The 26,569-nt window shown below is 61.0% G+C and carries 24 protein-coding genes; 15 read left to right on the top strand and 9 right to left on the bottom strand.

The genetic code is table 11. The annotated features are described in order from the left end of the window. The first annotated feature begins 69 nt into the window (after positions 1-69). On the top strand, positions 70-543 hold the full coding sequence (locus L1080_RS33125) for a nucleotide triphosphate diphosphatase NUDT15 (RefSeq protein WP_250775651.1): 474 nt from the start codon (positions 70-72) through the stop codon (positions 541-543). Between the two features lie 328 nt (positions 544-871). On the opposite strand, the gene L1080_RS33120 is transcribed toward L1080_RS33125, so the two are convergent. Further along, positions 872-1,819: a 3-carboxyethylcatechol 2,3-dioxygenase gene (locus L1080_RS33120; protein ID WP_250775653.1), complete on the bottom strand. Its 948-nt coding sequence runs from the start codon at positions 1,817-1,819 to the stop codon at positions 872-874. A gap of 11 nt (positions 1,820-1,830) precedes the next feature. Continuing rightward, positions 1,831-2,814, bottom strand: a complete 984-nt coding sequence (locus L1080_RS33115) for a zinc-binding dehydrogenase (protein WP_250775655.1) — start codon at positions 2,812-2,814, stop codon at positions 1,831-1,833. 320 nt (positions 2,815-3,134) lie between these two features. Here L1080_RS33115 and L1080_RS33110 point away from each other — a divergent pair, with 320 nt between their 5' ends. From L1080_RS33110 to L1080_RS33080, 7 genes are all read left to right on the top strand, one after another. After that, on the top strand, positions 3,135-4,307 hold the full coding sequence (locus tag L1080_RS33110; protein ID WP_308202192.1) for an aromatic ring-hydroxylating dioxygenase subunit alpha: 1,173 nt from the start codon (positions 3,135-3,137) through the stop codon (positions 4,305-4,307). Further along, entirely contained in the window at positions 4,304-4,648 is a 345-nt protein-coding gene (locus tag L1080_RS33105; RefSeq protein ID WP_250775657.1) for a non-heme iron oxygenase ferredoxin subunit, read from the top strand. The genes L1080_RS33110 and L1080_RS33105 overlap by 4 nt, the downstream gene beginning before the upstream one ends. Continuing rightward, a complete protein-coding gene (locus tag L1080_RS33100; RefSeq protein WP_250775659.1) occupies positions 4,645-5,868 on the top strand; it encodes an NAD(P)/FAD-dependent oxidoreductase in 1,224 nt (407 codons plus the stop codon). The genes L1080_RS33105 and L1080_RS33100 overlap by 4 nt, the downstream gene beginning before the upstream one ends. 44 nt (positions 5,869-5,912) lie before the next feature. Continuing rightward, positions 5,913-6,494 (top strand): aromatic-ring-hydroxylating dioxygenase subunit beta, encoded by a 582-nt coding sequence (locus L1080_RS33095; protein WP_250775661.1) that lies wholly within the window; start codon positions 5,913-5,915, stop codon positions 6,492-6,494. 13 nt (positions 6,495-6,507) lie between these two features. Continuing rightward, positions 6,508-7,395 carry an alpha/beta fold hydrolase gene (locus L1080_RS33090; protein ID WP_250775663.1) on the top strand — a complete coding sequence of 296 codons (888 nt, stop codon included), beginning with the start codon at positions 6,508-6,510 and terminating at the stop codon, positions 7,393-7,395. Further along, entirely contained in the window at positions 7,392-8,225 is an 834-nt protein-coding gene (locus L1080_RS33085) for an SDR family NAD(P)-dependent oxidoreductase (RefSeq protein WP_250775666.1), read from the top strand. Before L1080_RS33090 ends, L1080_RS33085 begins: the two co-directional genes overlap by 4 nt. 401 nt (positions 8,226-8,626) lie before the next feature. Next, positions 8,627-8,995 (top strand): hypothetical protein, encoded by a 369-nt coding sequence (locus tag L1080_RS33080; protein WP_250775668.1) that lies wholly within the window; start codon positions 8,627-8,629, stop codon positions 8,993-8,995. Positions 8,996-9,008: 13 nt separating this feature from the next. Here the strand turns inward: L1080_RS33080 and L1080_RS33075 are convergent, their stop codons facing one another. Further along, a complete protein-coding gene (locus tag L1080_RS33075) occupies positions 9,009-9,824 on the bottom strand; it encodes an IclR family transcriptional regulator (RefSeq protein WP_250775670.1) in 816 nt (271 codons plus the stop codon). Between the two features lie 153 nt (positions 9,825-9,977). On the opposite strand from L1080_RS33075, the gene L1080_RS33070 reads away from it, so the two are divergent. Both L1080_RS33070 and L1080_RS33065 read left to right on the top strand, forming a co-directional pair. After that, positions 9,978-10,562 (top strand): XRE family transcriptional regulator, encoded by a 585-nt coding sequence (locus tag L1080_RS33070; RefSeq protein WP_250775743.1) that lies wholly within the window; start codon positions 9,978-9,980, stop codon positions 10,560-10,562. 252 nt (positions 10,563-10,814) lie between these two features. Beyond that, complete coding sequence (locus L1080_RS33065; RefSeq protein WP_250775673.1) at positions 10,815-11,771, top strand: proline dehydrogenase family protein; 957 nt, start codon at positions 10,815-10,817, stop codon at positions 11,769-11,771. Positions 11,772-11,892: 121 nt separating this feature from the next. On the opposite strand, the gene L1080_RS33060 is transcribed toward L1080_RS33065, so the two are convergent. Beyond that, on the bottom strand, positions 11,893-13,776 hold the full coding sequence (locus tag L1080_RS33060) for an acyl-CoA synthetase (RefSeq protein ID WP_250775675.1): 1,884 nt from the start codon (positions 13,774-13,776) through the stop codon (positions 11,893-11,895). Further along, complete coding sequence (locus tag L1080_RS33055) at positions 13,773-14,639, bottom strand: fumarylacetoacetate hydrolase family protein (protein ID WP_250775677.1); 867 nt, start codon at positions 14,637-14,639, stop codon at positions 13,773-13,775. The genes L1080_RS33060 and L1080_RS33055 overlap by 4 nt, the downstream gene beginning before the upstream one ends. A 170-nt stretch (positions 14,640-14,809) precedes the next feature. Between L1080_RS33055 and L1080_RS33050 the strand changes: the two genes are divergently transcribed. The 4 genes from L1080_RS33050 (at position 14,810) to L1080_RS33035 (ending at position 19,206) form a co-directional block, all read left to right on the top strand. Then, a complete protein-coding gene (locus tag L1080_RS33050; RefSeq protein WP_308202193.1) occupies positions 14,810-15,322 on the top strand; it encodes a TetR/AcrR family transcriptional regulator in 513 nt (170 codons plus the stop codon). A gap of 411 nt (positions 15,323-15,733) precedes the next feature. Then, the gene (locus L1080_RS33045; RefSeq protein WP_250775681.1) at positions 15,734-16,249 is read left to right on the top strand and encodes a VOC family protein; all 516 of its coding nucleotides are present in this window, start codon (positions 15,734-15,736) and stop codon (positions 16,247-16,249) included. After that, positions 16,246-17,904 carry an FAD-dependent monooxygenase gene (locus L1080_RS33040; RefSeq protein ID WP_250775690.1) on the top strand — a complete coding sequence of 553 codons (1,659 nt, stop codon included), beginning with the start codon at positions 16,246-16,248 and terminating at the stop codon, positions 17,902-17,904. The genes L1080_RS33045 and L1080_RS33040 overlap by 4 nt, the downstream gene beginning before the upstream one ends. A gap of 441 nt (positions 17,905-18,345) precedes the next feature. Continuing rightward, positions 18,346-19,206, top strand: coding sequence for an aminoglycoside 6-adenylyltransferase (locus L1080_RS33035; protein ID WP_250775692.1), 861 nt, complete (start codon positions 18,346-18,348; stop codon positions 19,204-19,206). Between the two features lie 33 nt (positions 19,207-19,239). Here L1080_RS33035 and L1080_RS33030 read toward each other — a convergent pair whose 3' ends face one another. Together L1080_RS33030 and L1080_RS33025 are read right to left on the bottom strand one after the other, a co-directional pair. Next, positions 19,240-20,043 carry an APH(3') family aminoglycoside O-phosphotransferase gene (locus L1080_RS33030; RefSeq protein WP_374435216.1) on the bottom strand — a complete coding sequence of 268 codons (804 nt, stop codon included), beginning with the start codon at positions 20,041-20,043 and terminating at the stop codon, positions 19,240-19,242. An 866-nt stretch (positions 20,044-20,909) separates the two neighbouring features. After that, on the bottom strand, positions 20,910-21,779 hold the full coding sequence (locus L1080_RS33025; protein WP_250775696.1) for a fumarylacetoacetate hydrolase family protein: 870 nt from the start codon (positions 21,777-21,779) through the stop codon (positions 20,910-20,912). A gap of 354 nt (positions 21,780-22,133) precedes the next feature. Here L1080_RS33025 and L1080_RS33020 point away from each other — a divergent pair, with 354 nt between their 5' ends. Continuing rightward, positions 22,134-22,745, top strand: a complete 612-nt coding sequence (locus L1080_RS33020) for a TetR/AcrR family transcriptional regulator (protein ID WP_250775700.1) — start codon at positions 22,134-22,136, stop codon at positions 22,743-22,745. Between the two features lie 588 nt (positions 22,746-23,333). On the opposite strand, the gene L1080_RS33015 is transcribed toward L1080_RS33020, so the two are convergent. Next, positions 23,334-24,113 (bottom strand): aminoglycoside adenylyltransferase family protein, encoded by a 780-nt coding sequence (locus tag L1080_RS33015; RefSeq protein WP_250775709.1) that lies wholly within the window; start codon positions 24,111-24,113, stop codon positions 23,334-23,336. An 808-nt stretch (positions 24,114-24,921) separates the two neighbouring features. Continuing rightward, entirely contained in the window at positions 24,922-26,568 is a 1,647-nt protein-coding gene (locus L1080_RS33010) for an FAD-dependent monooxygenase (protein ID WP_250775717.1), read from the bottom strand. Position 26,569 lies beyond the last annotated feature (1 nt).

The following is a 26,569-nucleotide window of genomic DNA, read 5'->3' as shown; positions in this document are numbered from 1 at the left end:
CGGTTAGCCCTGCCGCAACGCGGGACTGATTAGTGTCCGGCCCCCTGAATGAAAACCCGGAGGAAATGAATGTCAGCGTATGGGCGCCCGGTAGTCGGCGTAGGTGTGATCGTCGAACGTAATGATGGGCGAATTCTGCTCGGCCACCGCGTAAAGGAGGGCGAAAGATCAACGTGGTGCCTCCCCGGAGGGCATCTCGAGATCGGCGAGAGTGTCGAGGACGCTGCCCGAAGAGAAACTGCGGAAGAAGCTGGGATCACCGACCTGCGGGAGGTAGCGACCTTCGCGCTCGGCGTTGATCCCCGGGACAGCGGCGGGATTGTCGTGCTTGGAGTGCATGCCCTGAGTGAGGGTATTCAGACCCACTCTGGAGAGAAGCACATTTTTCCCGAGTGGGTGTGGGTAGAACCCGGGAAGCTACCTGCGCCATTGTTCGAGGCCAGTAAAGTCATCCTCGGTGTATGGATGGGCGAAAGTGTTGAGTCACCCTGGAATTCATACGCGGTGAAGGCATCACTTCGACCATCGGCGAGCTCTGCGTAGTCCGATCGTCCCATTCGAAGTGTGCTGGGGTTGCTCGAGCTTGGACCTGTGCCGCCGTGCCGAGTTCGCGGGGCCGTGACTAACGGTGATGAAGAGATTGCTGCACGAAGGTCGGAAGTCAGGCCAATCTTACGGCGGTGATGGCGCCGCCGGTAGCGACACGGTTGTCGGTCATCCGCTGCGGGACCGCCCAGACACTCTCGACGTCGATATCGCCGAGCATGTCACGGCCGGGGCCGCGCAACTCCCACCGGGAAGCAGCGTCGTGAGACGCTCGCGGCGGTGATGATCGAAGAGTGCGCACGGGTAGTGGACTTGTCGCTGCTCATCACTTTCCCTTGGGAGTGGCGATGGTGACGGAGAATCCAGCGATCCATTCCGGAACGGGTTCGTAGAAGCGCGAGGTCATCTCGTAGGGGCCGGCAGCGGCGAGGGAGGCATAGGCTGCGATCCAGGTACGCACCTCGTGTGAGGATCCACCGCCCTCGGCACCCATCCATTCGACGGTCCAGTCGTCGATTCTGGCAAGAGCGCCGTTCTCGAACGTGTCGAGCACCAGGTTGTCCCAACCGGGGTTGATCGGAATCATCGTCGTGGCCACACCGGCGGCGTAGTCCCGACCAGCCTGCAGCACCCGTTCCTCACCCTTGGCCCGCTGCTCGGGAGTCGGCGGATGACCTTCAATGAGTGCGTCGGCCACCCGCGGCGGGGCACCGTCGAGTACCGGGACCGGCGGATCGTGCGAAAGACCACCGGATCCCAGGAACAGCACCCGCTTGTGGAGCAGCGCGGCGGCTTCACCCACCGCGGTGCCGAGAGCACGGATCCTGCTGGGCGGGCCTAGCGGAGTGGCGACGCCGTTGACGAAGATCGGCACTACCGGCACCGAATCGATGCCGCCGAAGAGTACCTCGAGCGGCTGGACGAAGCCGTGATCGACGATCATCCGAGAGGACACCGTCAGGTCGATTCCCCGGGAAAGCACACCCTGGGCGAGTGCCTTCGCGGCGTCGGTGTCGACGGACAGCGGACCCGACTGGGAGCCGAAGTCGCCGACCGAGTGGGCTTCGGTGGCCAGGCAGAACGGGGGCATTTCCTTGTAGAAGAAGCCGTTGTAGTGGTCGGGGGCGTAGAGCACGACGAGTTCAGGGTCGAAGTCCCGCACGAACACGCGAGCATTCTCGACGGCGGCGTCGATGCGGGCCAGAACCTCCGGCGCCGGGTCGTTCTTACCGATGAGGGGGGAGTGCGAGAGGCCGACGACCGCGGTGGACATGTGCGAGCTCCTCACTGCTGCTGGCTGATCGGGTTGATGACAAGTTTGCCGGTTAGTGTGCCGTCGATCATGAGCTGGAAGCCCTTGTGGATTTCGGTCAGCGGCAGCGTGTGGTCGATGACTGGGCGCAGACCGGTGGCGTCCATCATTTTCAGCATGGCGACCAGTTCGCTGCGGGTGCAGCCGGTGGAGCCGAGGATGCGCTGCTGGAGGTAGAAGATCCGGTTCAGGTCCGCGGGCGGGTTCGCGCCGGACGTGGCGCCGGCGATCACGATCGTTCCACCGGGGCGCAGGGCCTTCATCGAGTGCGCCCAGGTGGCTTCACCGACGGTTTCGATGACCACGTCCACTCGCTCCGGCAGCCGCTCACCGGTACCGACGGCAACGCGCGCGCCCCAAGAGAGGGCCTCTGCGCGTTTGCTCTCGCTGCGGCTGGTGGCGTATACGACGGCACCGGCGGCCGCGGCGAGCTTGATCGCAGCAGAGGCGACACCACCGCCTGCGCCCTGGACGAGGACCCGGTCACCGGCGGTGATTTTCGCCTGAGTGAACAACATCCGGTACGCGGTGGTCCACGCCACCGGCAGGCACGCGGCTTCGTCGAAGGACAACCAGTCGGGTTTCGGTATCAGGTTTCGGGTGGGGACGGTGATGTATTCGGCGAAGGCGCCGTCGTGCTGCTCGGAGAGCAGAGCCCGGTTCGGATCGAGCGTTTCATCGCCCATGCCAGCGTCCGCATCAGCGATCACCGGATAGACGATGACCTCGTTGCCGTCCTCGTCGTAGCCGGCGGCGTCGCAACCAAGGATGATCGGCAAGCGCTCGGGTGGGTGACCGACACCGCGCAGAGTCCACAAGTCGTGCATGTTCAGTGAGGAGGCGGCGACCCGGACGACGGACCAGCCGGGTTTCGGTTCAGGTTGGGGGACGTCTGCGAGAACGAGACCGGACAGGGGATCTGTGGCGCTCTGGGAGACGGCAGTTGCGGCGAGCATGACTGCCACCCTGCCGCGCGATCGACATCGATCCCAGGGCGCGTTCCGTGCTACGGAACGCGCCCTGGAACAACCTCATTCGGCCCGGTTGTCTAAATCCCATGACCTCCACCATCCGACCCGCCGCCGAGTCCGGGGCCTGCGGCGGAGCCTGCGAACCACCGCGAGGCGCAGCGACGACGGCACCTCGCGGTGCCCTGCAGCGGCCGGCCGCGATGACCCACAACCTCGACGTCTCCGGGCTCGTCGACTCCGACGGTGGTTTGCTCGACCGCGCCATCTTCACCAATGAGCAGCTCTACCAGCAGGAAATGCGCCGCATCTTCGCGCCGAGCTGGCTGTTCCTCGCGCACACCGACCAGTTCCACAAGCCCGGAGACTTCTTCACCACGTACATGGGCGAAGACCCGGTCATCGTCACCCTCGACAAGAACCGCACAATCCGCGCCTTTCTCAACTCCTGCCGGCACCGTGGCGCCAGGGTATGCCGAGCCGACTTCGGGGCCACCCGCAACTTCACCTGCACCTACCACGGGTGGGCATACGACCTCGAGGGGAAGCTGATCAGTGTCCCCAACAAGGAGGGCTACCCGGAAACCTTCGACGCCGAGAACTGGGGCCTCGTGGAGGTTCCGCACATCGAGACCTACCACGGGCTGATCTTCGGAACCTGGAACCCACAGCCGATCTCGTTGCGGGAATCGCTGGGCGGCATGGCCTGGTACATGGACGCCATGCTCGACCACGACGACGAGGGCACCGTCGTCGTAGGTGGGGTGCACAAATGGGTGCTCGACGGGAACTGGAAGCTCTCGGCCGAACAGTTCGCCACCGACTGGTACCACGTGAACATGAGCCACGCCTCGGCGCTGATGGCGCTCTCGCCCACCGGCAAGGCACCCAAGGACGAGATCGTTCATCGCACCGGCCGCCAGTACGTCGACCCGAACGGTCACGGCGCCGGATTCCCCGTGCACCCGAAGAACCGTTTCGACGCCCGCACAGTCCACAACTGGACCGACTACGCCGCCCTGCGCGAGCGCCTCGGTGATGCGCGGGTAGAAGGACCACTGACCAACGGCCACGCCACAGTATTCCCGAACTTCTCCTACCTGCCGGTCAACGGCTCCATCCGCATCTGGCACCCAAAAGGTCCGGACAAGATGGAGGTGTGGGCGTGGACCATCGTCGACAAGTCGATGCCCGAAGACGTGCGTGAGGCTCAACGCTTGTACAACCTACGCACCTTCGGTCCCAGCGGCATCTTCGAACAGGACGACGGCGAGAACTGGAGCGAAGTCCAGGCCATCTCCCGCGGCTTCATCACCAACAGCGTCGCACTGAACTACCAGATGGGCATCGACTCCGAACGCGAAGACGGCCGCCATCCGGGCAAAACCAGCGAACTCTACAGCGACGCCGCCGGGCGTGCGTTTTACGCCCGCTGGCGCGAATTGATGAACACCCCCGCCTGGCACGAGGAGCAGTCATGACCACAAGTACTGGAATCCGCGTCGCCGCGCTCGACGACATCCCCGAAGGGGAAGGGATCGCCATCGACAAGACGGTCACCGGCACCGCCGACAACATCGCGCTGCTCCGCGACGACGACGGCAGCGTGTGGGCACTCGATGACACCTGCACCCACGCCGACGCCTCGCTCGCCGAGGGCTGGGTGGAGAACGGGCACGTCGAATGCCCCCTGCATGCGAGCAAGTTCTGCCTGAAAACGGGCGCGGTCGACGGCCTTCCAGCGACCAAGGACGCATGCCCGCACCGGGTCGAGGTACGCGACGGCGAGGTCTTTCTGTTCCCGAACGAGGTCCCGGCGTGACGACCGGTAGCGACCGAATCCTCATCGTCGGCGGCGGTATCGCCGGTGTGAGCACCGCCTCGGCGCTGCGGGCGGGCGGCTACGAGGGGGACGTGACAATTATCGATGCCGGCGAATTCCCCTACGACCGGCCGCCGCTGTCGAAGAGCTACCTCGCCGGAGCCACAGACCTCAAGCAGATCGCCCTTCAGCCCGCAGAGTGGTACGACAACAACCGAGTCCAGCTGCGCACCCTCACCACCGTCGCCGCGCTCCGCACCGCCGAGGGGGGAATCGAACTAAGAGACGGCAAGATGCTCCCGGCGGACCGGGTGGTGCTCGCCACCGGTGGGCAGGCCGCCCGACCGCGCCTTCCCGGCGTCGACAGCGACCGCGTGCACGTACTGCGCACCAGTGACGACGCCGACCGCCTTCGCGACGCATTAAACCGCGGGGCGAGGGTGCTCGTCGTCGGCGGCGGGCTGATCGGCGCCGAAGTCGCTTCCACCGCTGTCGATCTCAGCTGTGACGTCGTTCTGGTCGATCCGGAGCGGCTGCCCATTGCTGCCGGAGTCGGCCAGGAAGTCGCGGCATGGCTACACGGTCAGCACACCAGCAGAGGAATCGAGACCATCCTGGGCGCCGTCGAGTCCTTCACCGACACCGGGACGGGTATCGACGCCACCATCACCGGGGAGGCCGAGCCTCGAACGTTCGACGTGGTAGTCCTCGGTGTGGGCATGGTGCCCGAGACAACGCTCGCCAAGACCGCCGGCCTCGAGGTCGACCGTGGCATCGTCGTCGACCCCGGACAAGTGACCTCGAACCCGGCGATACTCGCAGTGGGTGACCCCACGCGCGTCCGGTATGCCGGCGTCCTGGCACCGCGAGCCGAACACTGGGAAGCTGCCCAACACGACGGACAGCGTGCCGCCGCCACCCTTCTCGGCGTACCCGCACCGGCGGGGACCGCACCGTGGTTCTGGACCGACCGCCACCACCGCCATATCGAAGCCGTGGGCTGCATGGCCGATGCCCAGATGACCGTCCTGCGGGGCGAACTGGGCGCGACCGCGTTTTCTACGTTCGGTTTTCGCGACGGAGTGGTCGTCGGCGCCGTCGCCGTCGACGACTCGAACGCTGTCCGCGCGGCCCGACGCATGATCGACCGCGCGCTGGCTGTTGACCCACAGCGACTGGCCGACACCGCTACCGACCTCCGAAAGTTACTGCGCGGGTGAGCTGACCGTCACCGGCAGCTACGCCCATAGAAGGGATCGAATACGTGAGTACCACTACAAAACCAGCATCGCGTACCGAACCGCGGGCCGGACAACGCGCGGATCGAGACACCCACTTCGAGGTCGAACAGTTCTACTACGAGGAAGCTGACTTACTCGACGACGGCCGCTTCACCGACTGGCTGGACCTACTCGCCGACGACCTCGACTACTGGATGCCGACCCGCACCAACCGGCTGCGCCGGCAGCAGGCCCTGTCGATCGCTGCCCGCGGTGAGGCCGCCTTCTACGACGAAACCAAGGAATCGCTGGCATGGCGGATCCGTCGGTTCGACTCCGGCATGGCCTGGGCCGAGGACCCGCCCTCGCGCACCCGGCATCTGGTCACCAACATCACCGCCCGTCATCTCGACCCCGACGAGCACCCCGGCTTCACCGGCACCGATCTGGTGGTGCGTTCGGCGTTCATGGTGTACCGCAACCGCCTCGAACGCGAGACGAACATCTTCGCCGGCGGTCGTACCGACATCCTGCGCCGCACCGACGTAGGCCTGCTGGTGGCCCGCCGCACGATCCTGCTCGACCAGAACATCCTGCAGTCGAAGAACATCTCCACATTCTTCTGACCACTCGACAACGATGGGACTTCCCGTGACGATCACGACCACCCCCGACATCCAAATCCAGCATCACCGCGTTCAGACGTCCCTCGGCGAGATCGCCGTGGCGGAGGTCGCCGGAGACGGTCCAGTACTCGTCATGCTGCACGGCGGCGGGCCCGGCGCCTCCGGCGAGAGCAACTACCACCAGAACCTGGCGGCCTTGTCACCGCACTTCCGGATCCTGCTACCTGACCAGCCCGGTTTCGGCGGCAGCTACCGGCCCACCGCCACCGACCTTGATGAGCGGTCCATCACCGCGATCACTGTCGACGCCCTCATCCAGGCCTTCGACGCCCTCGGCATCGACGCGTTCCACCTGCTGGGCAACAGCCTTGGCGGCGCCGCCGCGATTGCGATGGCACAGACCCACCCGGAGCGGATCAGCGGGCTGGTGCTGATGGCACCGGGAGGCGGGTGGTTGCCCTTCGGGCCGACCCCGACCGAGGGACAGAAGGAAATGTTCAAATACTTCAACGGTTCGGGTCCCAGTGAGAAGAAGATGGCCGCGTTCATCCGAACCATGGTCTTCGACCACAAGCAGTTCGGGGAAGACGTCGTCCGCGCCCGCTACGAATCGTCTCTCGACGAGAGCCACGTCGCGTTCTACCACCTCTACAACGCCGCCTTCGCCAAGCGCGGTGGCATGGATCCACTGTGGAAGAACCTGCACAAGATCAAAGCTCCAACACTGCTTCTGTGGGGACGCGACGACCGCACCATCACCCTTGAGGGCTCCCAGATCTTGCTCAAACAAATCCCGAACGTCCAGATGCATGTCTTCGGGCGCTGCGGGCACTGGGTCCAGCTCGAGCGGCAGACGGAGTTCGAACGCCTGGTCACCGACTTCCTGGGGAACATCGCATGAGCGGCTGGCTGAACGGCTACACCGCGCTGATCACCGGCGGCGGCACCGGCATCGGCCGTGCGGTCGCCGAACGCTATCTTGCCGAGGGAGCATCGGTCACCATCGTCGGACGCAACCTCGACTTGCTCGAGAAAGTCGTCGCCAACTCCGCCGACCCCTCCCGTATGCACGCGGTTGCCGCCGACGTCCGAAACTCCGAGCAACTGCATACAGCGGTCGCCGAAACCATCACGCGCTTCGGTAAACTCGACACCCTCGTCGCGAACGCCGGCCTGTGGGACTACCAACGCCAGCTCACCAGGCTGAGTGCGCAAGAACTCGGCGACACCTTCGACGAGGTGTTCTCGATCAACGTCAAAGGCTACTTTCTGGCCGCGGAAGCGGCATGGCGCGAGCTCGTCAAGACTCGAGGCAGCATTGTAATGACCCTGTCCAACGCCTCCTTCTACGTCAACGGCGGCGGCCCGGTCTACACCGCCAGCAAGCACGCCTGCCTCGGCCTGATGCGGGAACTCGCGTACGAGCTCGCCCCGAAAGTCCGGGTCAACGGCGTCGCCTGCGGAGGCATGAACACCGACCTGCGCGGCCCGGAATCACTGTCGATGAAGGAACGCTCGATCTCAGCATCATTCGCCAAGCGCGGCCCCGACACACCGGCACCCCCGATCCCGTTGCACGACTCGAGCACCGACCCCAAGGACTTCACCGGCCCTTACGTGCTCCTCGCCTCGCGCGAGCAGAGCGGACCGATCACCGGTGAAACGATCTCCATTGACGGCGGCATGGGCGTGCGCGGTTTCAGCTCCGACGCTGGCGGCGACCGTCTCTGAGGAAGAAGGCGTCATGACTCTCGGATACCCCACGATGTCCGGTCCTGGCCGACCAGGTCAACCCGGCGATCCCTGCACTGCATTGCCCATCAAGACAACGAAGCACTCAGTATCCGCTACCCGGACTCCACCACCGCTGCACCGGCCCTGTCAACATGATCGGCGTCGCGGATGTCACCGAACTCGCCTCATGCACACTGCCGCAGAGAACCATTCACGCCCTGTCCCCAGCACATCCGGCGAAATCGAGAAACCGATGATGCGGAGAATGGCTGAGAGCGACGGAACCCATGGTTGACCCGCTGGTGCTACCGCGATTCGATGAGCCATGGTCCGCCGAGATTCTCTCCTGGTCGGATTCGAAAGGAAGGCTCCGTCTGCGCCACAACACCGGACGGACGGTGTCCATCGAACTGCAACGGTGCGCACGGGGAAGACTACGACACAGCTACCCAGTCGCCGCCCACGACATCGAGGTGCGCGTGCTGGCGGTGAACAGCGCGGAGGAGCTTACAGCCATTCTCCGGGCGGTGGTCGTGGGGATCCGCGAGGCGGAACCGAGCTGTAGGAAGATTGTATACGCCGTCGGGTGGAACGAGGCGCAACATGGAACGATCAGCGCTCTCGCGACAGTTGCGGCCGCCGAAGCGGCAAACTTCCGGTACGTCGTCGACGTCGACATCGCTGACGCCGAGCTGGGCCTACTGGTGGCCGAACCAGCGTGGGTCACAGCCGTCGACATCGACCTTGGCGACGTCCTCGGTTCTTAGCGCCGGACAGTACTCAGCTAGCAATCGCATGCTTAGGGTGCGGTACCCCTGGCAGACTTCGACGTCGGCTTTGCAGCGCCTTCGAGGCTGCACTGGCGACCATGCGCAGCGTATGAGAGTGATGTCGGGAATCGAGCCGCCCCGTAGGTCCGGAAACCGAAAGCGCTGCAACCGGCCTGCCGTTCTGGCCCATAACTGGTACCGCGAAACAGCTCAAACCACACTGAACCTCGCCGTGTTCGGCGGCCAGGCCCGCGTGGCGTATTCGACGCAACTCGGCTTCGAGCACCGACGCATCGGCGATCGTGTGATCGGTGTACCGCCGCAGCGGTCCGGCAAGCACCTCTTGTGCGCTCTCCGGATGATAGGCGAGCAGAACTTTCCCGACTGCTGTGCAGTGCGCGGGCATCGTTCCGCCGATGCGTGATGGCGACGGGAGGTGCCGGTGGCCGTACAGCTTCGCTAGGTACACGACATCTGTTCCGTGAAGCGCCGCCAGATGCACTGTTTCACGTGTGGCTGTGTATAAATCTGTCACGAACGGAATTAACGCATCGCGGACATCCTCTTGGCCAGGGGCGTATGCCGAACGTCCGGGACTGTATAGCTTGGTGCCGAGTCGGTAGCCAGTTCCGATACGTTCGATCACTCCATTGCGCTCCAGCATCGCCAGTACGCGGTGAGTGGTGGACTTACTCAGCTCTGCACGGCGAGCCAGTTCACTTACCCCCAGCGCAGTTGCAGCGCCTTCTTCGAAGCACGCCAGTAAACTAACGGCCTTTTCTACGGCTGCTCTGCTATCGCGTGATCCGTCGGCGATCGTTGTCATCTGGTCACCTCGATGGATGGCGGCCCACGGGCACTGCTTGGTAGTAGTGTCAACTCCGGTGGACGGAACGAATGCTATAAGTGACATCATGCCGACTGTGCATGTCGTTCGTCAAGAATGACGGATAGTAGATTATAAGTGACGGTGATCGGTGTGTCCGAAGTGAACCAATTAGTTGCGCGGAATGTAAGGCGCTACCGCCAAGAGCGAGGAATGTCGCTGGGTGAGCTTGCCCGACGCTCTGGTTTGTCGAAGCAGACTCTGTCCAAAGTTGAACACGGACTGGGAAACCCGACCGTGGAAACCTTGACTCTCGTCGGGGCGGCGCTCGATATCCCTGCACGCCGCCTGCTTACCGAGTGGGGAACTCCTGTCTTTGTGCAACGCAACGGTGAAGCGGAATGGACGGAAGATGAAGGGTGGTCTGAACGTGTACTGGACGAGGTGTATGGATCCGGATATGTGCGTAACCACATTCTGGAACTCCATCGGGGGGTTGAGATTTCAGATCCCGTCGAAGCGCATCCTCCCGGAACGCTCCATCACGTATATGTCATAAAGGGAAGACTTCGGACAGGGCCATTGGCAGATCCGGTCAACGTGGAGGCGGGTGACTTTGTGCGGTTTCCTGGTGATGTTCCCTATCGCCACGTGTGCCTGGATGACCACGTAATCTGTCACGTGGTCACTACGCTGCCCCAACTTCGCCAGTTCGGGCCACGCGTCACCGCGCACTGACGCCTTGGGCTACGATGCCACCGCGAAGGAATTGGCTTCCATAATGATAGTCATCGTGATATGCGGCGAGGCTGGCTTCTGCATTCGACTGGTCAGTGGAGTGCAGAACCATTCCTTGTATTGCCGCATCTGCGGCGAGTCAAGTCTTTACGTTCCGGGCCGTGCGTGCGGCGTGCCCCTAGCGGCTCGGCTGACGGCTGTATCCAGATGCGGCGCCAAATGTGTTGCATGCAGGCGCGTATCCTTAGCTGCGTGATTGAAGATCCCATAGATCCCGACCTGAGGCACGAAGCGGCCGAATCAATGCGCAGGCTTGCGCTTGATGAAAAGGCGAAACATGCCTTCATGACAGACCCTAACCTTCGCGCGATCAGCAAGAAGATAGCGTCGAGATACATCGGCGGCGAGTCGTTGGACGACGCACTCGCCGTCTTGCCCGCAATTTGGGCAAGGGGACATGCCGCCAGCATTGACTACATGGGCGAGAGCGCCCGCGATGAGAAACTCGCCAACTCGGAATGTGACGTCTTTGCAGACTTGATTGCCCGTATCCGGCAATCGTCAGCGAATTGCTCTGTGTCACTTGATCTGTCCCACATTGGGCTTGTCGTAGACCCAGAGCTGGGACTTCAAAATGCCGTCCGGCTGGCCGAAGCCAGCGAAGTGGCCGGCGTGGAACTTATGATCTCGGCGGAGGGTTCCGACCGCGCAGACCTGATCCTCGATACACATCGAAGGCTGTGCGAGATGTACTCCCACATCGGCATTACCGTACAGGCTCGACTGCATCGCACTTCAGACGATCTGATCGAGCTTATCCAGCGGCCTGGTCGGATCCGTCTCGTCAAGGGAGCGTTCTTTGAGCCGGAGTCAACTGCATACCGACGCGAGGATATCGAACTCCGACAAGCGTATCTCCGGTACGCGCACACACTTATCGATGCAGGACACCTAACCTCCATAGCGACACACGATCAGCAGATTCTGCAGGATCTGCGAGCGTCGCGCAAAGTTGAGCTCGATGCCGGCCACGTCGAGTTCGAGATGCTTCGCGGACTCGGTGGCCAAACTCTCGATGACCTTAAGTCCTCCGGACTACACACCAGAGAGTACGTCGTGTTCGGTTCACAATGGTGGCTGTACGTGCTCAATCGCATTGCCGAAGAACCCGAACGGATCTATACAGCAGTCATCGACGCAATGCGTTGAGGGTGTTGTGAGATGAATTTGCACACGCTGTTCTCAGCGCAGCGCCGTCGATCCTCGAAGTCGACGGTCTGCGCGAGCAAAATTTCGTTGCGCTGAGAACACGGGTGCAACAGCCAGTCGATCAGGGCAATTCGTCGAAGCGGTAGGAGAAAGCGTACTTACCGAGGTGGTCAGCGAGTTCATCTTTGTGCCTGTCGGTGGCGACGTCGGTCGCGAACCGGATAGTTACCTGTGGACGTCCGCCTTCATCGGTCACTGAGACATCCCCGACAAGACCACTCACCTGCAGCTCATGCTCGACCAACCTTCGGATCGAGTCATGTACCAGGGTGAGTTTATGCACCTTGCCAACCGCCGTAATCGGGATCTTGTCGACACTGTGTATGAACCGGGGAACAGCAGCCGGTTCCGATGCATGCTCCGCAGCCCAGGCCCGCAGCGCTTCCAGATTTGGTTCTGCTCCTTTGCGGAGTACGACATAGGCGGCGGGGACTTCTCCGGAGTGCGCATCAGGTCGTGCGACAACTGCGGCCTCCTTCACGTCCGGATGGGCCAGCAAGGCATCCTCGATCAGGCGAGGGTCGATATTGTGCCCACCCCTGATGATTACGTCTTTGGCTCGCCCTGTGAGGTAGACGAACCCGTCAGAGTCGACTCTGCCGAGATCACCGGTGAGCAGCCACCCGTCAGCAATTGTTCCGGTAGGGTCCGGTGTTGCTCCATTCGGCCCCGCACGAAGGTACCCAGGAAAGACGCAGGGTCCCTCGATGGCGAGTATGCCGGCTTCGCCGGGGTCGCAATCAGCAATCGGCAACCCCGCGGAATCGGTTCGAACGGCTTTGATCCGCTGGTATGGAAGCGGAAGCCCAACAGATCCTTCACGGGGGTCGACCATAGGGGAGATAGTGTTTGCGCAGGTGGCCTCGGTCAGCCCATAGCCCTCGACCATCGGCACCCCAGTGGTGGTCTCGAAGTGACTGCGTACCGTTGTCGGCAGTGGAGCAGCTCCGACAATGCCTGCGCGGAGACTCGAAATGTCAACGCCTTCCGGTACCTGCGGCAAGGACGCGTAGACGGTCGGAACTGCGGAAAATGTTGTGACCCGGTAGCGCTCTACGATCTTCCAGAAGTCTGCCATTGCCTCTCGATCCCGGTAACCGAGAGTGCCGAGTGAAACTGCGGTCCGACCGGCAAAAAGCGGAGCCAAAGTGGTGATAAGGATCGCGTTTACGTGGAAGAGGGGTAGGCCCGAGAGCACCACAGTCTCCCCCTCGAAGACTGGGTGCTGATTGAGGGCCCACGCGACATATACTTCAGAGGCATGGGTATGTGGAGCAACCTTTGGTGTTCCCGTGGTACCGCCGGTGTGAAAGTACGCGGCGATATCGGACGCCTTCGGGCGGTAGTCGAAGTCCAGACGATCGCTTCTTTGAGTGGCCGCAAGCCTGTCGAAATCGTTCCCTCCCGCGGTCGGAGTACCTAATCCTCCATCTACAGTTACCATTGCTTGGAGTGACGGTAGACGGGCTGCTACTTCGCAGGCTTTCCGCCAGATTGAGGCGTCGAGGTTGGGCCCGGGCGCGACTAGTATCTTGGCGTTGGTGAGCCGGAAGATATCGACGATGTGATCGATGGCCAACATCGGGTTGACCGGGTTCGCGATACCGAGCGCCTGTGCCCCGAGCAACGCAGCGTACGTAGAACCGGTATTGGGCAGCATCAATCCAACAGTGCCGCCCGGGTTAAGTCCCAGTGTCGCGTACAGGTTCGCCGATTGGTTGACGCGGCGCAGTAATTCACCGTAACTCCAGGTTTGCGGTTCGTCCCACCGACTTCCCCCTGGAAGCAGCTGGAGCGCGGTGGCGTCATGATCGTGCTCAGCTGCGCGAGTCAGGAGGTCGTATGTGGTGGCCGGAAGGTCCCGGTCGGCGAGGGGGATCGACTCGAGCTGAGCGTTCCTGAGGATTGCGGTTTTCGATCTGCTGCCGTTCGTTGTGAGGCTCATGCGACCCCCACATGGCTACGCAATACCCCGATCCGCTCGATCTCGACCTCGACTACGTCGCCCTCTTGTAGGAACGTTCCGGAAAAGACTCCCGCTCCGCGTGGAGTGCCCGTGCAAATCACATCACCAGGTTCGAGGGTCTGGTACTTCGACAGGTGCGCAACTAGCGTTGGAATGGAGTGGATGAAGCTGCTCGTTCGGTCGTCCTGCCGGATTTCGCCATTGACTCTGGTTTGGATAGCAAGGTCGACGTCATCGGGGAATTCGTCAGCGGTGACTAGGCAGGGACCGAGAGGCTTGAACGTGTCGAAACTTTTTGATACGCCGATCGATGCGGCGGTGTCACCAGTCATTGCGCGGCGCTGGATGTCCCGAGCGGACACATCATTGGCGACCGTGAGACCAGCAACGTACTTCCATGCGTCATCACTACTGACATGAGTCGCTCTCTGCCCGATCACGACCGCAAGCTCACCCTCGTAGTCGACTTCTGTGGCGGCGACGGAGGGAAGCAGGATCGTGCTATCAGGGTCGGCCACCGCCGATCCTGCAGTTAACTGTAGGTTCGGCTCGGTGGGCGTCTCGATATCCGCACGACCAATGGCAGCGAACGCCTCGAGTGCTTCCTCGGCATGGCTGGGATAGTTAAGGCCGACAATTACAACCTTCCCCGGTCGGTGTACGGGCGCCCGCAGAGCGACCTCGTCGAGTTGTAGTTCACGAAGTACCTGTGCATCGCGGGTGGCTTCGAGTCCGGGACCTTCGAGTAGCTCCCCCAGATCGCGATATGGAAGATCCAGGAGGGATAGCACTCCAGTCCGGTCTTCTCGAGCAATTCCTTGATCGGTCACATAAAGACGCATGGGTCCTACCTCACTGTCGCCAGCGGCCTTACACCGCTCTTGTCTTCTAGTTAAGAGTATGTTTCGACCGCCAGTCAAGAGCAGAGGGGGAGCAGTAAGCTGGTCGCATGCCCAGGAACCGACAGCAGATCCCGAAAGAAGAGCGCGAGGCCGCTGTTCTTGATGAGGCCGTGACCTTGTTCGCCGAGTGTGGTTACCGTGGAACGAGCGTGGCCGCTGTTGGTCGCGCGGCGGGTATGGCTTCCGCCGCGGTGCACTGGTACTTTCCCACCAAGGATGACCTTTTCGCAGCGGCACTTACCTCGATTTTTTCCACGGCACGCGAGCGAATCGAGGAAGACCCCGCGGTCGCAGGCGACCCCAGAGATGAGCTCGTGGCGCTCTTGACGGAACTTCAACCTTATCGAGCCCTCCACCGAGAGGCCTATGAGCGAATGGAGGAGTCGGAGTCCATCCGCGTCGCTTACGAGCAGGTGCAGGACTGGCTGGAGGAGCGGCTCTTCGCTGCAATCTCGAATAGACTGCCACCAGGTGCGGACGTCGAACTGATCGCGGAGGCGGCGCACGTACTGTTTGAAGGCATCCTGATCAGCATGCGCCGTGTCGATCGGCCGACCGGCGACCTGATTGATCTGCTCACAGATTCACTCGTGGCGGCGGCGATCGCCAAGTCGTCCCGCTGAGTGAGGGTGAGGTTCGGGAAGGCTCGCGGCCCAAAGGCGTGGCCGTGATCACCGAACATTCTCTGTGCTGACGTGCAAACGCCCGGATCGCTCTGTGCCGCTTAATACAATGCTTGTGCGTTAGGGGCCGGGTTGACGCCGGCGCTACGGCTAGGTCGCCGCGACGTAAGGGCTCCAGGGTCGGCGTCTACGCGCCGGTCTGCCCCATGAACGTGACTTGGCGAATCGCGCGCAACAACCTGCTCCGGCTAGGGCGCTGCCGTCTGAACGTCTTCAGTCCACTGATATGAGCACAGTATTTTACCTGTTCAAGGCATCAATCCGGAGAATCTCTTGACTTACAGTCATGAGTCGGTTTAACGTGTCTTGTATCACAGTCAAGAGGTGTCTGACACTCACTGGAGGTTCTCAATGGCATCACCGACCAAGCTTGCGCACGTCGTCCTGCGGACGAATCGTGTGCAAGAGATGACCGATTGGTACGTTCGCGTCCTCGACGGACGTGTAGCGTTCGCCAACGACATGCTGGCGTTCATGACTTACGACGATGAACACCACCGCGTGGCGTTCATCGGTACCGGCGCGTCCGAGCAACCCGAGGACAAGCACACTGGACTGCACCACGTCGCCTTCACCTATGAGAGCCTCGGCGACCTGCTTGGGACGTATCAGCGGTTGAAGGCGGACGGACTGGAACCGTTCTGGTGCGTTAACCATGGCCCGACGATGTCGATGTACTTCAAAGATCCCGACGGCAATCAGATCGAGCTTCAGATAGACAGTTTTGCCACCGACGAGGAGACGCAAGCGTTCTTCAACTCAAGTGCCTTCGTTGCCAACCCGATCGGCGTCGACTTTGATCCGGAAGAGTTGATCGCAAGATTCGAAACCGGCGAACCGTTCGCTGAGCTCGTGAGGCGGCCGTGACTGACAACGAGCAAATTCCAGTCCTGATCGTTGGAGCTGGGCCGGTCGGACTAGCGACTGCTTACGTACTGGGTAAGCATGGTGTTCGCAGCACTATCTGTGATCAATTCGGCGGAATCAACCCGCATCCACGTGCTCACGTCGTGAACACACGGTCCATGGAATTGCTTCGTAGCTGGGGAATCTACGATGCTGTCATTGAAGACTCAGTCGACTTAAACTGTGGCTTAAGCTTCGTCTGGAAGCACACGGTCGCCGGCGAAGAGTTCGGCCGGATCGATTTAAGCGATGCACTGCCGGAGCACTTGTCCAGGCGCCTCGGAGCGTCACCCGTGACAATCGCGTCATGTGCACAGGACCGCGTCCAACAGCGTTTGCTTGATGCAGTTCGAGCGCAGGGGATGACAACCGTCCGTTACGGCACCAAAGTAGTAGAGGTCGAGGACCTCGGTGACGCAGTCCACGTTGTTGTCGAAGCGGATGGCGAACCTGAGCGACTGACTGCACGGTACGTTGTTGCTGCCGAAGGCGCTTCAGGTACCATCCGGAAGAATCTCGGGATCGATATCGAGGGCATCCCCGAGTTCGGAAGGCAGATCAACATCTACTTCCACGCCGACCTGACGCGCTGGACAGACAACGATTCCGCGCTGCTCTTCTGGGTTCTCAACACTGCGTGCCCAGGCGTGATTATTCGAATGGGCGGCAATCGCTGGACATTCAACGTCGGTTTCGACCCATCGACCGAATCCGTCGCCGACTACACAATAGAGCGGTGCGTTGACCTCATTCGTGGAGGTGTAGGGGACCCGGATCTCGACGTTGAAGTCCGGTCGGTCGGAACATGGATTTTAGGTGCAAGCACCGCCAAGCAATACCGAAAGGGCCGCGTCTTCCTCGCAGGCGACGCAGCACATCAGTTCCCACCCACCGGGGGTCTAGGTATGAATACCGGACTCGTCGATGCCGACAATCTCGCATGGAAGTTGGCGGCCGTTATTAATGGTTGGAGTTCTGAGACGCTCCTCGACACGTACGAATCTGAACGGCGCCCTGTCGCGCTTGCAAATGCAGAGAGCAGTATCGCAAACGCATTGAAAATGGCCGACGCTGGCATCGGACCCAACACCATTGACATCGCCTCGAAGCTTGAGAGTACAGATCCCGAGGTCGCCAGAGCAGAACGAGAACGCCTGAGCGCGTCAATCCCGCTGCAGCGACCTCATTTCGACTATCTTGAGCTCGAGATTGGGTACATCTACGGCGACGCAACAGATAGTGACTCCGTCGACGTAATCACTCGGCCCGTGCTGGGTGCTCGTCTACCTCACGCGTGGATTGCCCGCAACGGTGTCGCGATCTCTACCTTGGACCTCGTCATGCCAGGATTCATCCTCCTCGCGGGTCGTGACGGGGGGAACTGGGTCGACACATTGGAAGAGGCCTGTGCTGGAGTACCATGTCAGTCGTTCATACTCGGACGCGATATAGCCTGTGAAGGTGACAGGCTGCTCGGTATGACCGATCGAGGCGCGATTCTTGTACGACCCGATGGCCATATCGCGTGGCAGGCCGACGAACTATCCGAAAGTGCAGTGCTCCAACTACGTACCACGATGGAATTGCTGCGTACTGCACAAGACCTCGCTTCCTGAGACTCCGACACCGCTCATCAGAGTTTTCCTTGCCATCGCCCAAGCATCGCGCCTCCGCAATGGAGAATTTGATGTTGCAAGGAATGGAGAACGCTTTGAGAGGCGCTCTGACAACCATCGGCTAACGAAGGTTCCCACGGCGTGGCGTGGGACACCTTCCCAGGAATGCATGTGGGGCCTTCGTTAAGGGAGCCAACGAGCGCCCATCAGAGAAGTTGAATATAAATTGCTCAGGGAAGCGCGCGGAGGACGTTCATGTGTGTGCTGTCCGGTGCCCCGACGTTCGCCTGCCGTCCGGAAGGTCTCGGTGCGGTCGAGGAGGGATGGGTCGTCGTGCACCGTTCCAGCGGCAGGGATCGTCGTCTATGACGGCACATCCTGGTGAGAGGGAAGGCAGGGTGGGAGACCGACCACCGACGTGTTCCGTGGTAGTTGTTGGGTATGGAGTCCGCCGCTGAAGTCCTTGACCGCATTGTCGCGCTCGCGACGGCTCACGACGGCATCGAGGCTGCGATCCAGACCGGTTCCCGCGCGCGTAACGAGCGTGTTGATCGTTTCTCCGATCTCGATATTGAACTCGTCGGCACGTCTGTGCCCGCATTGGCCGGTGATGACGGTTGGGCTGCACCACTTGGAGAACAGCTGATGAGCATTCATCTCGCCAACGAAGAGGACGGTGCCCCGGACTGGCCGACTTACCTCATAGTTCTGGCTGGAGGCCGGAAGATTGATCTGACACTTGCAGGTCCTGAGCGGGTCACCCTGATGATCGACGGTGGCCTGGACGCGCTCTATCAGCGCGGTTACCTAGTACTGCTGGACAAAACCGGGATCACCGCCAATCTGCCCGCCCCGACCGGCCGACCGGAAAGAGCACGGCCCACCGAGTCCGAATTCGTCTCGAACCAGCGAGAGTTCTGGTTCGAGGCCAGCCAGATTCCCATTTACATCGCACGCGGCGACCTGTGGCCGGCGCAATTGCGTCTGGAAGAACTTCGGGCACTGCTACTGACCGTACTGGAGTGGCATACCCGGTTGTTGAGGGTCGACCCAGTGGACACCTTGCACAACGGCCATCACATCGATGAATGGCTGGACACCGCTTATCAAGGACGGCTTCCCGAGCTGTTCGCTCCCTACACCCGAGAAGACCTGACGCGCGCACTGTGTGCCACCTGCGAGCTGTATGCGCGCGCAGTCGCCGAAATCACCGCCTCATGTTCACTTCCAGATCTTGAACTTCTTCCTGCGGTATCCGAGCACATCAACCGGGTTCTATTACCGGAGACTGCGGTGCAATAGCTGAGCATCTCGTATGGGCCTTTGCCCGAAATCCTAGAAGAACTCGTCGAGCAGGGTGTAGAAGGCTACGCGCTCCTGGTCGATATCGCCTTGCCCATATCGGTGAACGAACCTCCGTGCGAAGTGTGCTTGGAACCAGGGGGCGTCATCAGTGCTCAGTTCACGAAGGGCTATGGCTAGGTCCACATGCCGGTCGGCGAGCCCTAGTCGCCCCACATCGATCAGTCCGGTGACTTGGCAGGTCTCAGGGTCAAGTAGCACGTTATCTGGGCAGAAGTCGCCGTGACATAGGACAGCTTCCTCCACAGCTGGTCGAGTACGGTGCAACTCACACAGCAGCTGCTCGGCTGACCAGCCGGCGTATTCGTCCTCAAGGTTGTCCAAGTTGACGAGAGCGTTGCTCACCGCCTCCTCCGCCTCGGCGATGGATACTGCCAAACGCCGGTCGAAGGGACAGTCGTCTGCGGGCTGCGCATGCAGTGTGCGCGCTAGGTCGGCGAGTGCGTCGACTACAGCTTCGCGTCGGTGATCTGGCCAATTCGCGGCGGCAGGGATCCCCGCTACGGCCTCTGTCACCATCCAGGTGGTTGTGTCGTTGTATCCACGATCGACCAACCGAGCGACCGGGATTCCTTTCGCGCCCAGCCATTCGAGTCGGTCCGCCTCGGCGTCAAGATTGAGCGCCGGATTAACAGCTTTGCTGGGCGCCGTCTTCATGTAGAGCACGTGTCGGTCGCCACCTCTTGGCATGAGCCGGTATATTCCGGCCCCGGATTCGCCCTCAGTAATAGGTGTCCAGAAGTGACGTGGGTACAGCGCCCGAAGCTTGTCATGCATATCCAACTTCATACCCACCTTGGTTCTTCGGACACGCCGTCCTCGACTTTCGTGGCCCACTCATTCTAGGGGCTGGGAACTCAAGGAAGTCTGCGCAGGAGACCGCAGCTCCGCTCGTCTCCCTCCCGGATGCGTAGCACTTTTTCAATGAGTGCATGCATGCAAATAGACGGTCACGAGCAGAGATCGGCCTCGACGGGTGAGCGGATGCCCACATCACCAGCTCCGCTGCATCATGGCGCGCCACGGAGCCTTACCACTACATCTCTGCCAACCTCGCGGTGAGGCGTCACTCTGGATATACCGTGGTTGCTCCCACACAGCACACATTCACTGTCGCGTGCTATGTGGTCTTTGTCGCGATCATCGTGGGGTGCGGACAGTCGGCGCTAAAGGTGGTGGCGCTGCCGATCACCGCGGCCACAGCGCCTCCCGCCCAGCGAGATCCTGCTGCACACGACCGTAGTGGCGCCAGAAATCGCCGCCATCGACGGCACCTCTCCCTCGCGCCGGGTGGCGCCGAAATTCAGCACGAACCGGGCGCCACGTGTTTTGTCCCCAATGAGACGCGCGCTTTCATCATCGTCAGTGTGCGTAACCTGCGGTATTGATTCGGTTTGCTCGCCTAGGCAGCGCCCCTCCAGCGGTTAGCATGGATAGCATGGATAGCATGGATAGCATGGCTAGTGGCAAGTAAGCAGAGAACTGGGATCGACGCGAATAGTGTTGTAGTTCAGACAGCGTAGAGTCGTCTGTCACCAGAAGGAAGGCGGCCCGCGCCTGGCTGGAGCCGAATCTGCAGTCGCATTGTGAATGGCGTCGAGGGCGCCTCGGCTCAAACCGCGATCTAGGGAGTCGCGAATCGCCTAGGGCGCGGCCGCGACCCGATTGCGCAGAACACCGATCTTTTCAATCTCGACTTCCACGAGATCTCCATCGCGGAGGAAGGTCTCGGCGAACTGTCCCGCTCCACGTGGACTTCCAGTGGCGATGACGTCGCCTGCCTCAAGCGTTTGGAACTGTGACAGATAGGCGATCAGGGCTGAAATTGGGTAGAGGAAGTTGCCTGTGTGGTCGTCCTGGCGTAGCTCGCCGTTAACTCGAGTCTGTAGACGCAGATTGACGTTCTCGGAGAACTCGTCAGCCGTTACCAAGCATGGTCCAATTGGTTTGAATGTGTCAAAGCTCTTCGCGACACTGATTGATGCATTCGGGTCTCCCGCGTATGCCCGGCGTTGGATATCTCTCGCTGAGACATCGTTGATAATCGTCAGGCCGGATACATAACGCCACGCGTCATTTTCGCTGACCTTGGAAGCGGCGCATCCGATGATCAATCCCAGTTCGCCTTCGTAGTCGACGTGTGTACTGGCGACAGGAGGAAGGAGAATGGGTTGCCCATGGGAGGTCGCCGCCGAGCCAGCGACCACCTGGACATTCGGTTCGCTCGGGAGCTCCACATCGGTTCGACCAACCGCTGCGAACTTCTCAAGGGCTTCGTCCGCATGACTCGGGTAGTTGAGTCCTACAGCCAGGATCTTTCCTGGCCGGCGAAGTACCGGACGGAGGTGGGCTTCTTCCATCTTCACTTCGGAGATCACCCTCGCCTTCCTGGCCGCATCAAGGCCGGGTCCGCGTAGAAGGTCGCCTATATCGGTATATGGAAGGTCGAGCACTTGCAGAACCCCTTCTTGATGCTCGCGCGCTACTCCCTGGTCCGTGGCGTACAGGCGCATGAAGAGACCTCCTCAACGTACTTCGACTGCCCGGGTTGGCAGCTCGAACTTGCTCGGGTTGGTGCATCAGGCATCAATGACGCAAAGTGTGCAAGCCTGCATCGAATCTGCACGCAGCCACTATTTTTGAAATTCTGCCCTGTGGGGGATACTCACGGAGTACCTCGTCGACCAGGTGGGGATGTCTCGATGTCGAGACTATGCGTGTCCCCGAGGTGCCGACCGGCGAATGTGCCGTCTGGCAGGCCTAAGTCATCGATTCCCGCCTGGTCTCCTCGTTGCAGCTCAGCAATTACATCCACGGTCAGTAAAGTTCATCTCATGACTCAAAGTCAAGAGAGATGGTGGTAGATCATGCCTAGGAACCACCAGGAAGTCCCGAGGGTGGAGCGCGAGCGTGCCATCCTCGAACACGCCCGCGAACTGTTTGTCAGGCACGGCTATCGTGGGACCAGCGTGCCTGCCGTTGCACATGCCGTCGGTATCGCGCCCGCAACCGTCCGTTGGTACTTTCCCACCAAAGACGAACTGTTCGCGGCAGTGGTTTCCGCTGAATTCAGAGAAGCAACATCCCAGATCGAGTCGGACCCCGATATAGGCGGGGACCCGCGTATAGAACTGGTACAGGCGCTTCTCGCACTTGAGCCCTACCGAGCGCTGCACCGAGATGCGTACGAGCGAGTCGATACCTCGGAATCCGTTCGTGCCGCATACATGCGCATTCACAACTGGCTGGACTACCGTGTGCTGGAGATCGTCTCGCAACACGCTCCCATGGGTTTCGATGGTGAGCTCATCGCTGACACTGCGCACGTGATCTTCGAGGGCCTGTTGATACGATCGCGAACCTTTGACCGTCCTCCAGCCGCGGTTGTCGAGCTCCTAGTGGAGACGCTGGTCGCAACGATCGGGCAGACCCCCGAGAGGGGAGGTGTTGATGGTTTCGACGGTGCGGCGGGTCCGTAATCGATCCTGTTCTCGCTGTTGCACCGATACTTTCGACCATATCCCTAACCACGATCCTGAGAGATACCGGTCTTGTTCGGTAACGCTTCCCGGGTGTACCGCTGACGACATCACCGGCAAGTGGCGTCGACTAAGGTGCGAGAAACTGAGCAGGTAGGGAAACGACCAGATCAGCGAGTACGTTCCGGCTTCTCGACCCATTCCCGCCATCGACCAAGGTACGGATCACGAGATCTCGCTACTGCTGGGTCCCACCGAACGTGCAAACCGAAGCCGGCGTACGAACTCGGCCGCACCCCGGACCTGTGTCCATTCGGGCTCGTGGTGCGCTCGATGCTGTGGTTTCGCTTGGAAGGGCATTCTTGTGTGCGGGCGACTTTGAATATCCCGAACTCCGAATGTCGGCGCACCGGTGGATGCCGAATTTCTATCTTTTAATTAGTGTTTGAGCGCGGAGACGGTCGAGGACATGGACATGCGTACCGGGGCGGGTAAGGGTAGCCCGCCCGATGCGTGGCTATGCGGCCGGAGGCTGTGGTATCTGCCGTCACGGCCCAGCGCCACTCAGCAACAGTGGATGATGGAACGTCATGTCTGTTGGCGCAGGCGATCGATTTGGGTGAGCACGGCATTCACATGCGGGCGGACCTGGGTTTTGAGTCTCTCGCTCCAGACCTCGTCCTGATAGCGGCACGTGAGGTACAAGCTCTTCGCATGTTCCAGGACGGGGCGGTGTTCCGGGGAGAGATGGGCCACTGCCCAGTCGGCGGCGGCGTCCTTGGTTTTGATCCTACCCGTGGCCGTGGTAGTCCAGATGCGGGCAAGAGTCAGCAGGACGTTGCGGATGTCGTCGTCCAGTCCAGCTAGAAGTTCGGGAATTCCCTCAACGCTCGCTCGAACGAGGTCGGCGTGCGGAACTGTGTCCAACAGCTCCGCAGGAGCCGGCCCGCTCAGGGGATGGTTGCCGGCCAGGACCATGGTAAGTATCAGGGCCAGATCCGGCATCGGATGAGGCAGGGGAGGCCCGCTTCTCTGCAGGTCGTCGCGCAGCCACTCGCCGTAGAGGAAGTCCCCGATCGGTGAGAACCGCCAGGGGCGCACCTGGGACTGGACCACGACAGTGAGTTCAACGGGCCGAACGGTTGGCGTGAGACCGGAGATTTGTAGTAAGCCCGCGACAAGCGCTCGCCGCCTCCGCTCGTCAAGACTCCGCCGGGTGACGGCAAGAACGTCCAGGTCGCTCGCCGGGGCAAGCCCCCCCAGCACGGCGGATCCGTGGAGATACGTCCCAAGGAGGTCAGGCCCCACGACGTCGCGGACGAGCGAGACAATCTTCTCAAGCTGATTCACCACATCAGTGTCGGACACGGATGCTCACCTGCACGCCCGCAACGCCGCGTAACGAGGTGAGCGCATCCGCGATCACATTTGCTAGTAGTCGAATGAGGTCGCGCCGTCTTCGACTTATCACTGTCGTTTTGAAGCTCGTGGGCGAGGATCCAGTGTTGGCTTTGGAGTCGGACCACTTCGGTCATGACGTGGAGTCCCGGCGCACGGCTCCGGTCACGTCCGTGGCTGGGATTATGCGACACAAGCGGTTGCTATAGCTAGCAGCAGAAAGCCGGAACTTCGCCAACGAGATCGCCATGCGTGCTGTTAGTGCCATGCGTGGCCGCACAGACACGACAGCCTTGTCGTGAGACGAGACACGGCAGTCGATTCAGGACATGGCGACGGAGAACGGATCACGGGTTTACCTGTGCGGAAGGCTAGGTCGAGGGCAGTCAGTTGGGCCCATCCGCTCACTGGAGAGCAAGAAGTGGTAGGACAGGGCGCGTACCTCTGAAGGGGCATCGAAGATGAGATTTTCTTGCCAGTGAAGGACCTGGCCCGCCGGTCACTATAACCGATCGTGCCAGATGCCAACCATGGCGTAAGGCAAAACGAATCGCTCAGGTGATAGTGAGTGAAGGGTGCCCACCGTCATGTGTCGGCACACGGGACGGAGCTCTGTACTGGAAGTTGTGATCATCTTCGACCGTGCGTGACAGTGTCGCGCTGAAACGACTCGTACGGCTATTCTGAGGCGTCCAACGCGTGGTGTACCCGTGTCACTATTCGTTCGTTCGGACGACTCTTGGGAAGACGCGCCGTGGAAGTTACACCGAGTCCTAGACTAGCGGCGGGCAGAATTGATGGCTCGGAGGACATCCGCGGTGGGGTCAGGCGGAAGCGACTCAGCGCGCCAGGCGATATGACCATCTGGCCGCACCAAAACCGCGCCTGAGTCTGCAAGTCCGAGCGCATTCGACGATCCAAACTCGAAATCCACCCCAGCAACGAGCGCTTGGACGGGAACTTCGGCCGATAACCCCCTGACGGCTTTAGCCCACGGCGGACCGTCGACCCCTGCGATAAGAGTAAACCCCGGTATTAGAAGGTCCAAGGTCGAGAGCTGGTTGCCAGCTCGAGTCACCCACACATGAGGCAAGCGGCCACCTACTACCGCGACGGAGAGCGGATCGACGCGTGGCATCGATGGTTTGGAGTAGCCGTATACGTATCCAATCTCCCTGTCCAGATCATCAAAGTGCAGGTTTTGCAGAGGGATAACCGATGCCAAGCGTTTGCGTTCAGCCGCGGCGACTGCCGCGTCCGAACTTTCCAAGCGACGCGCGACGCCATGCGTATTAGGCCCCAGTCCTGCGTCGGCCATCTTGATCGCGTTAAGTACGCTACCGTCGGCGTTTTGGACAGCGACCGGTCGGCGCTCTGTCTCATAGGTGTCCAAAAGAGACTCCAACGCCCAGCCCCTGATGACACCAGCCAACTTCCAGGCGAGATTATCGGCATCAGCGATGCCTGTGTTCATACCAAGGCCTCCCGTGGGGGGGAATTGGTGTGCTGCGTCTCCGACGAGGAATACTCGTCCCAGTCGGTATTTCTCTGCAGTCCGAGCTGCCAGTGACCACGAGCCGATCGATTGGACGTCGATGTCGAGATCGGCGACGCCCACCGCGCTTCGAATTAAGCCCGCGCAACGTTCGGCTGTGTAGTCACTAACGTCTTCTACCGAAGGGTCGTATCCGAAGTTGAATGTCCAGCGCCGCTTGCCATCCATCCCGATGAAAACGCCTGGACATCTTGTGTTGATGACCCAGAACAACACTGAATGATCCGGCTTGGTCCAGCGTGAAAGGTCTGCGTGGAAGTACACGTTTATCTGATGACCAAAAGGTTGCCGGGTTGACTGACCGATTCCGAGTCGCTCCCGGGTGCATCCCGAGGCGCCATCCGCGGCCACGACGTACCGGACGTCAAGCTGTTCGCTGCCCGTGTCCGAATCGATGGTGGCCGTCACTCCGTAGCCAGTGTCGTCAAGTCCACTGACGCGCGATGAGTACCGGACGGTAGCCATGCCCTGTGCATGAACAGCATCCAGTAGGTGTTGCTGGACCCGGTCCTGCGCACAAGACGTCTTAGCTTCAGGAGAAGCATGCTGCCGTCGCGATTTGTGCTCCTCGGGAGCGTCCTCAAGGCTAATTGACCCGAACTCTTCTCCTGAAATTGTTTGCTTCCAAACATATCGAAGACCGGAAGGAAGATGAATCGCGTCTTTCCTGATCGCGTCAGCGATGCCCCATGCACGCATAAGCTCCATCGAGCGCGTGTTGACCACATGCGCCCTCGGATGTGGATTAATCGCCTCATGTTGGTCGCACAGAATGCTCCGCACTCCATGCATACCAAGGACATACGCGGTTGCAAGACCAACAGGACCGCCACCGACAATTAGTACAGGAGTCCCCCGGAAGTCGTTCATC

The sequence above is a fragment of the Rhodococcus sp. MSC1_016 genome (assembly GCF_023667485.2).
In the GTDB taxonomy this organism is placed as follows: domain Bacteria; phylum Actinomycetota; class Actinomycetes; order Mycobacteriales; family Mycobacteriaceae; genus Rhodococcus_F; species Rhodococcus_F oxybenzonivorans.
Note: the sequence above shows the minus strand (reverse complement) of the source record. Positions and strands in the feature narration are given on the sequence as shown.

Bases quoted from the DNA above. Each gene is read 5' to 3' on its own strand.
- L1080_RS33125 (WP_250775651.1), top strand. From the start codon at position 70: ATGTCAGCGTATGGGCGCCCGGTAGTCGGCGTAGGTGTGATCGTCGAA.
- L1080_RS33060 (WP_250775675.1), bottom strand. From the start codon at position 13,776: ATGAGCCTCACAACGAACGGCAGCAGATCGAAAACCGCAATCCTCAGG.
- L1080_RS33115 (WP_250775655.1), bottom strand. From the start codon at position 2,814: ATGCTCGCCGCAACTGCCGTCTCCCAGAGCGCCACAGATCCCCTGTCC.
- L1080_RS33045 (WP_250775681.1), top strand. From the start codon at position 15,734: ATGGCATCACCGACCAAGCTTGCGCACGTCGTCCTGCGGACGAATCGT.
- L1080_RS33090 (WP_250775663.1), top strand. From the start codon at position 6,508: ATGGGACTTCCCGTGACGATCACGACCACCCCCGACATCCAAATCCAG.
- L1080_RS33020 (WP_250775700.1), top strand. From the start codon at position 22,134: ATGCCTAGGAACCACCAGGAAGTCCCGAGGGTGGAGCGCGAGCGTGCC.
- L1080_RS33055 (WP_250775677.1), bottom strand. From the start codon at position 14,639: ATGCGTCTTTATGTGACCGATCAAGGAATTGCTCGAGAAGACCGGACT.
- L1080_RS33010 (WP_250775717.1), bottom strand. From the start codon at position 26,568: ATGAACGACTTCCGGGGGACTCCTGTACTAATTGTCGGTGGCGGTCCT.
- L1080_RS33085 (WP_250775666.1), top strand. From the start codon at position 7,392: ATGAGCGGCTGGCTGAACGGCTACACCGCGCTGATCACCGGCGGCGGC.
- L1080_RS33025 (WP_250775696.1), bottom strand. From the start codon at position 21,779: ATGCGCCTGTACGCCACGGACCAGGGAGTAGCGCGCGAGCATCAAGAA.
- L1080_RS33035 (WP_250775692.1), top strand. From the start codon at position 18,346: ATGGAGTCCGCCGCTGAAGTCCTTGACCGCATTGTCGCGCTCGCGACG.
- L1080_RS33120 (WP_250775653.1), bottom strand. From the start codon at position 1,819: ATGTCCACCGCGGTCGTCGGCCTCTCGCACTCCCCCCTCATCGGTAAG.
- L1080_RS33075 (WP_250775670.1), bottom strand. From the start codon at position 9,824: ATGACAACGATCGCCGACGGATCACGCGATAGCAGAGCAGCCGTAGAA.
- L1080_RS33105 (WP_250775657.1), top strand. From the start codon at position 4,304: ATGACCACAAGTACTGGAATCCGCGTCGCCGCGCTCGACGACATCCCC.
- L1080_RS33030 (WP_374435216.1), bottom strand. From the start codon at position 20,043: ATGCATGACAAGCTTCGGGCGCTGTACCCACGTCACTTCTGGACACCT.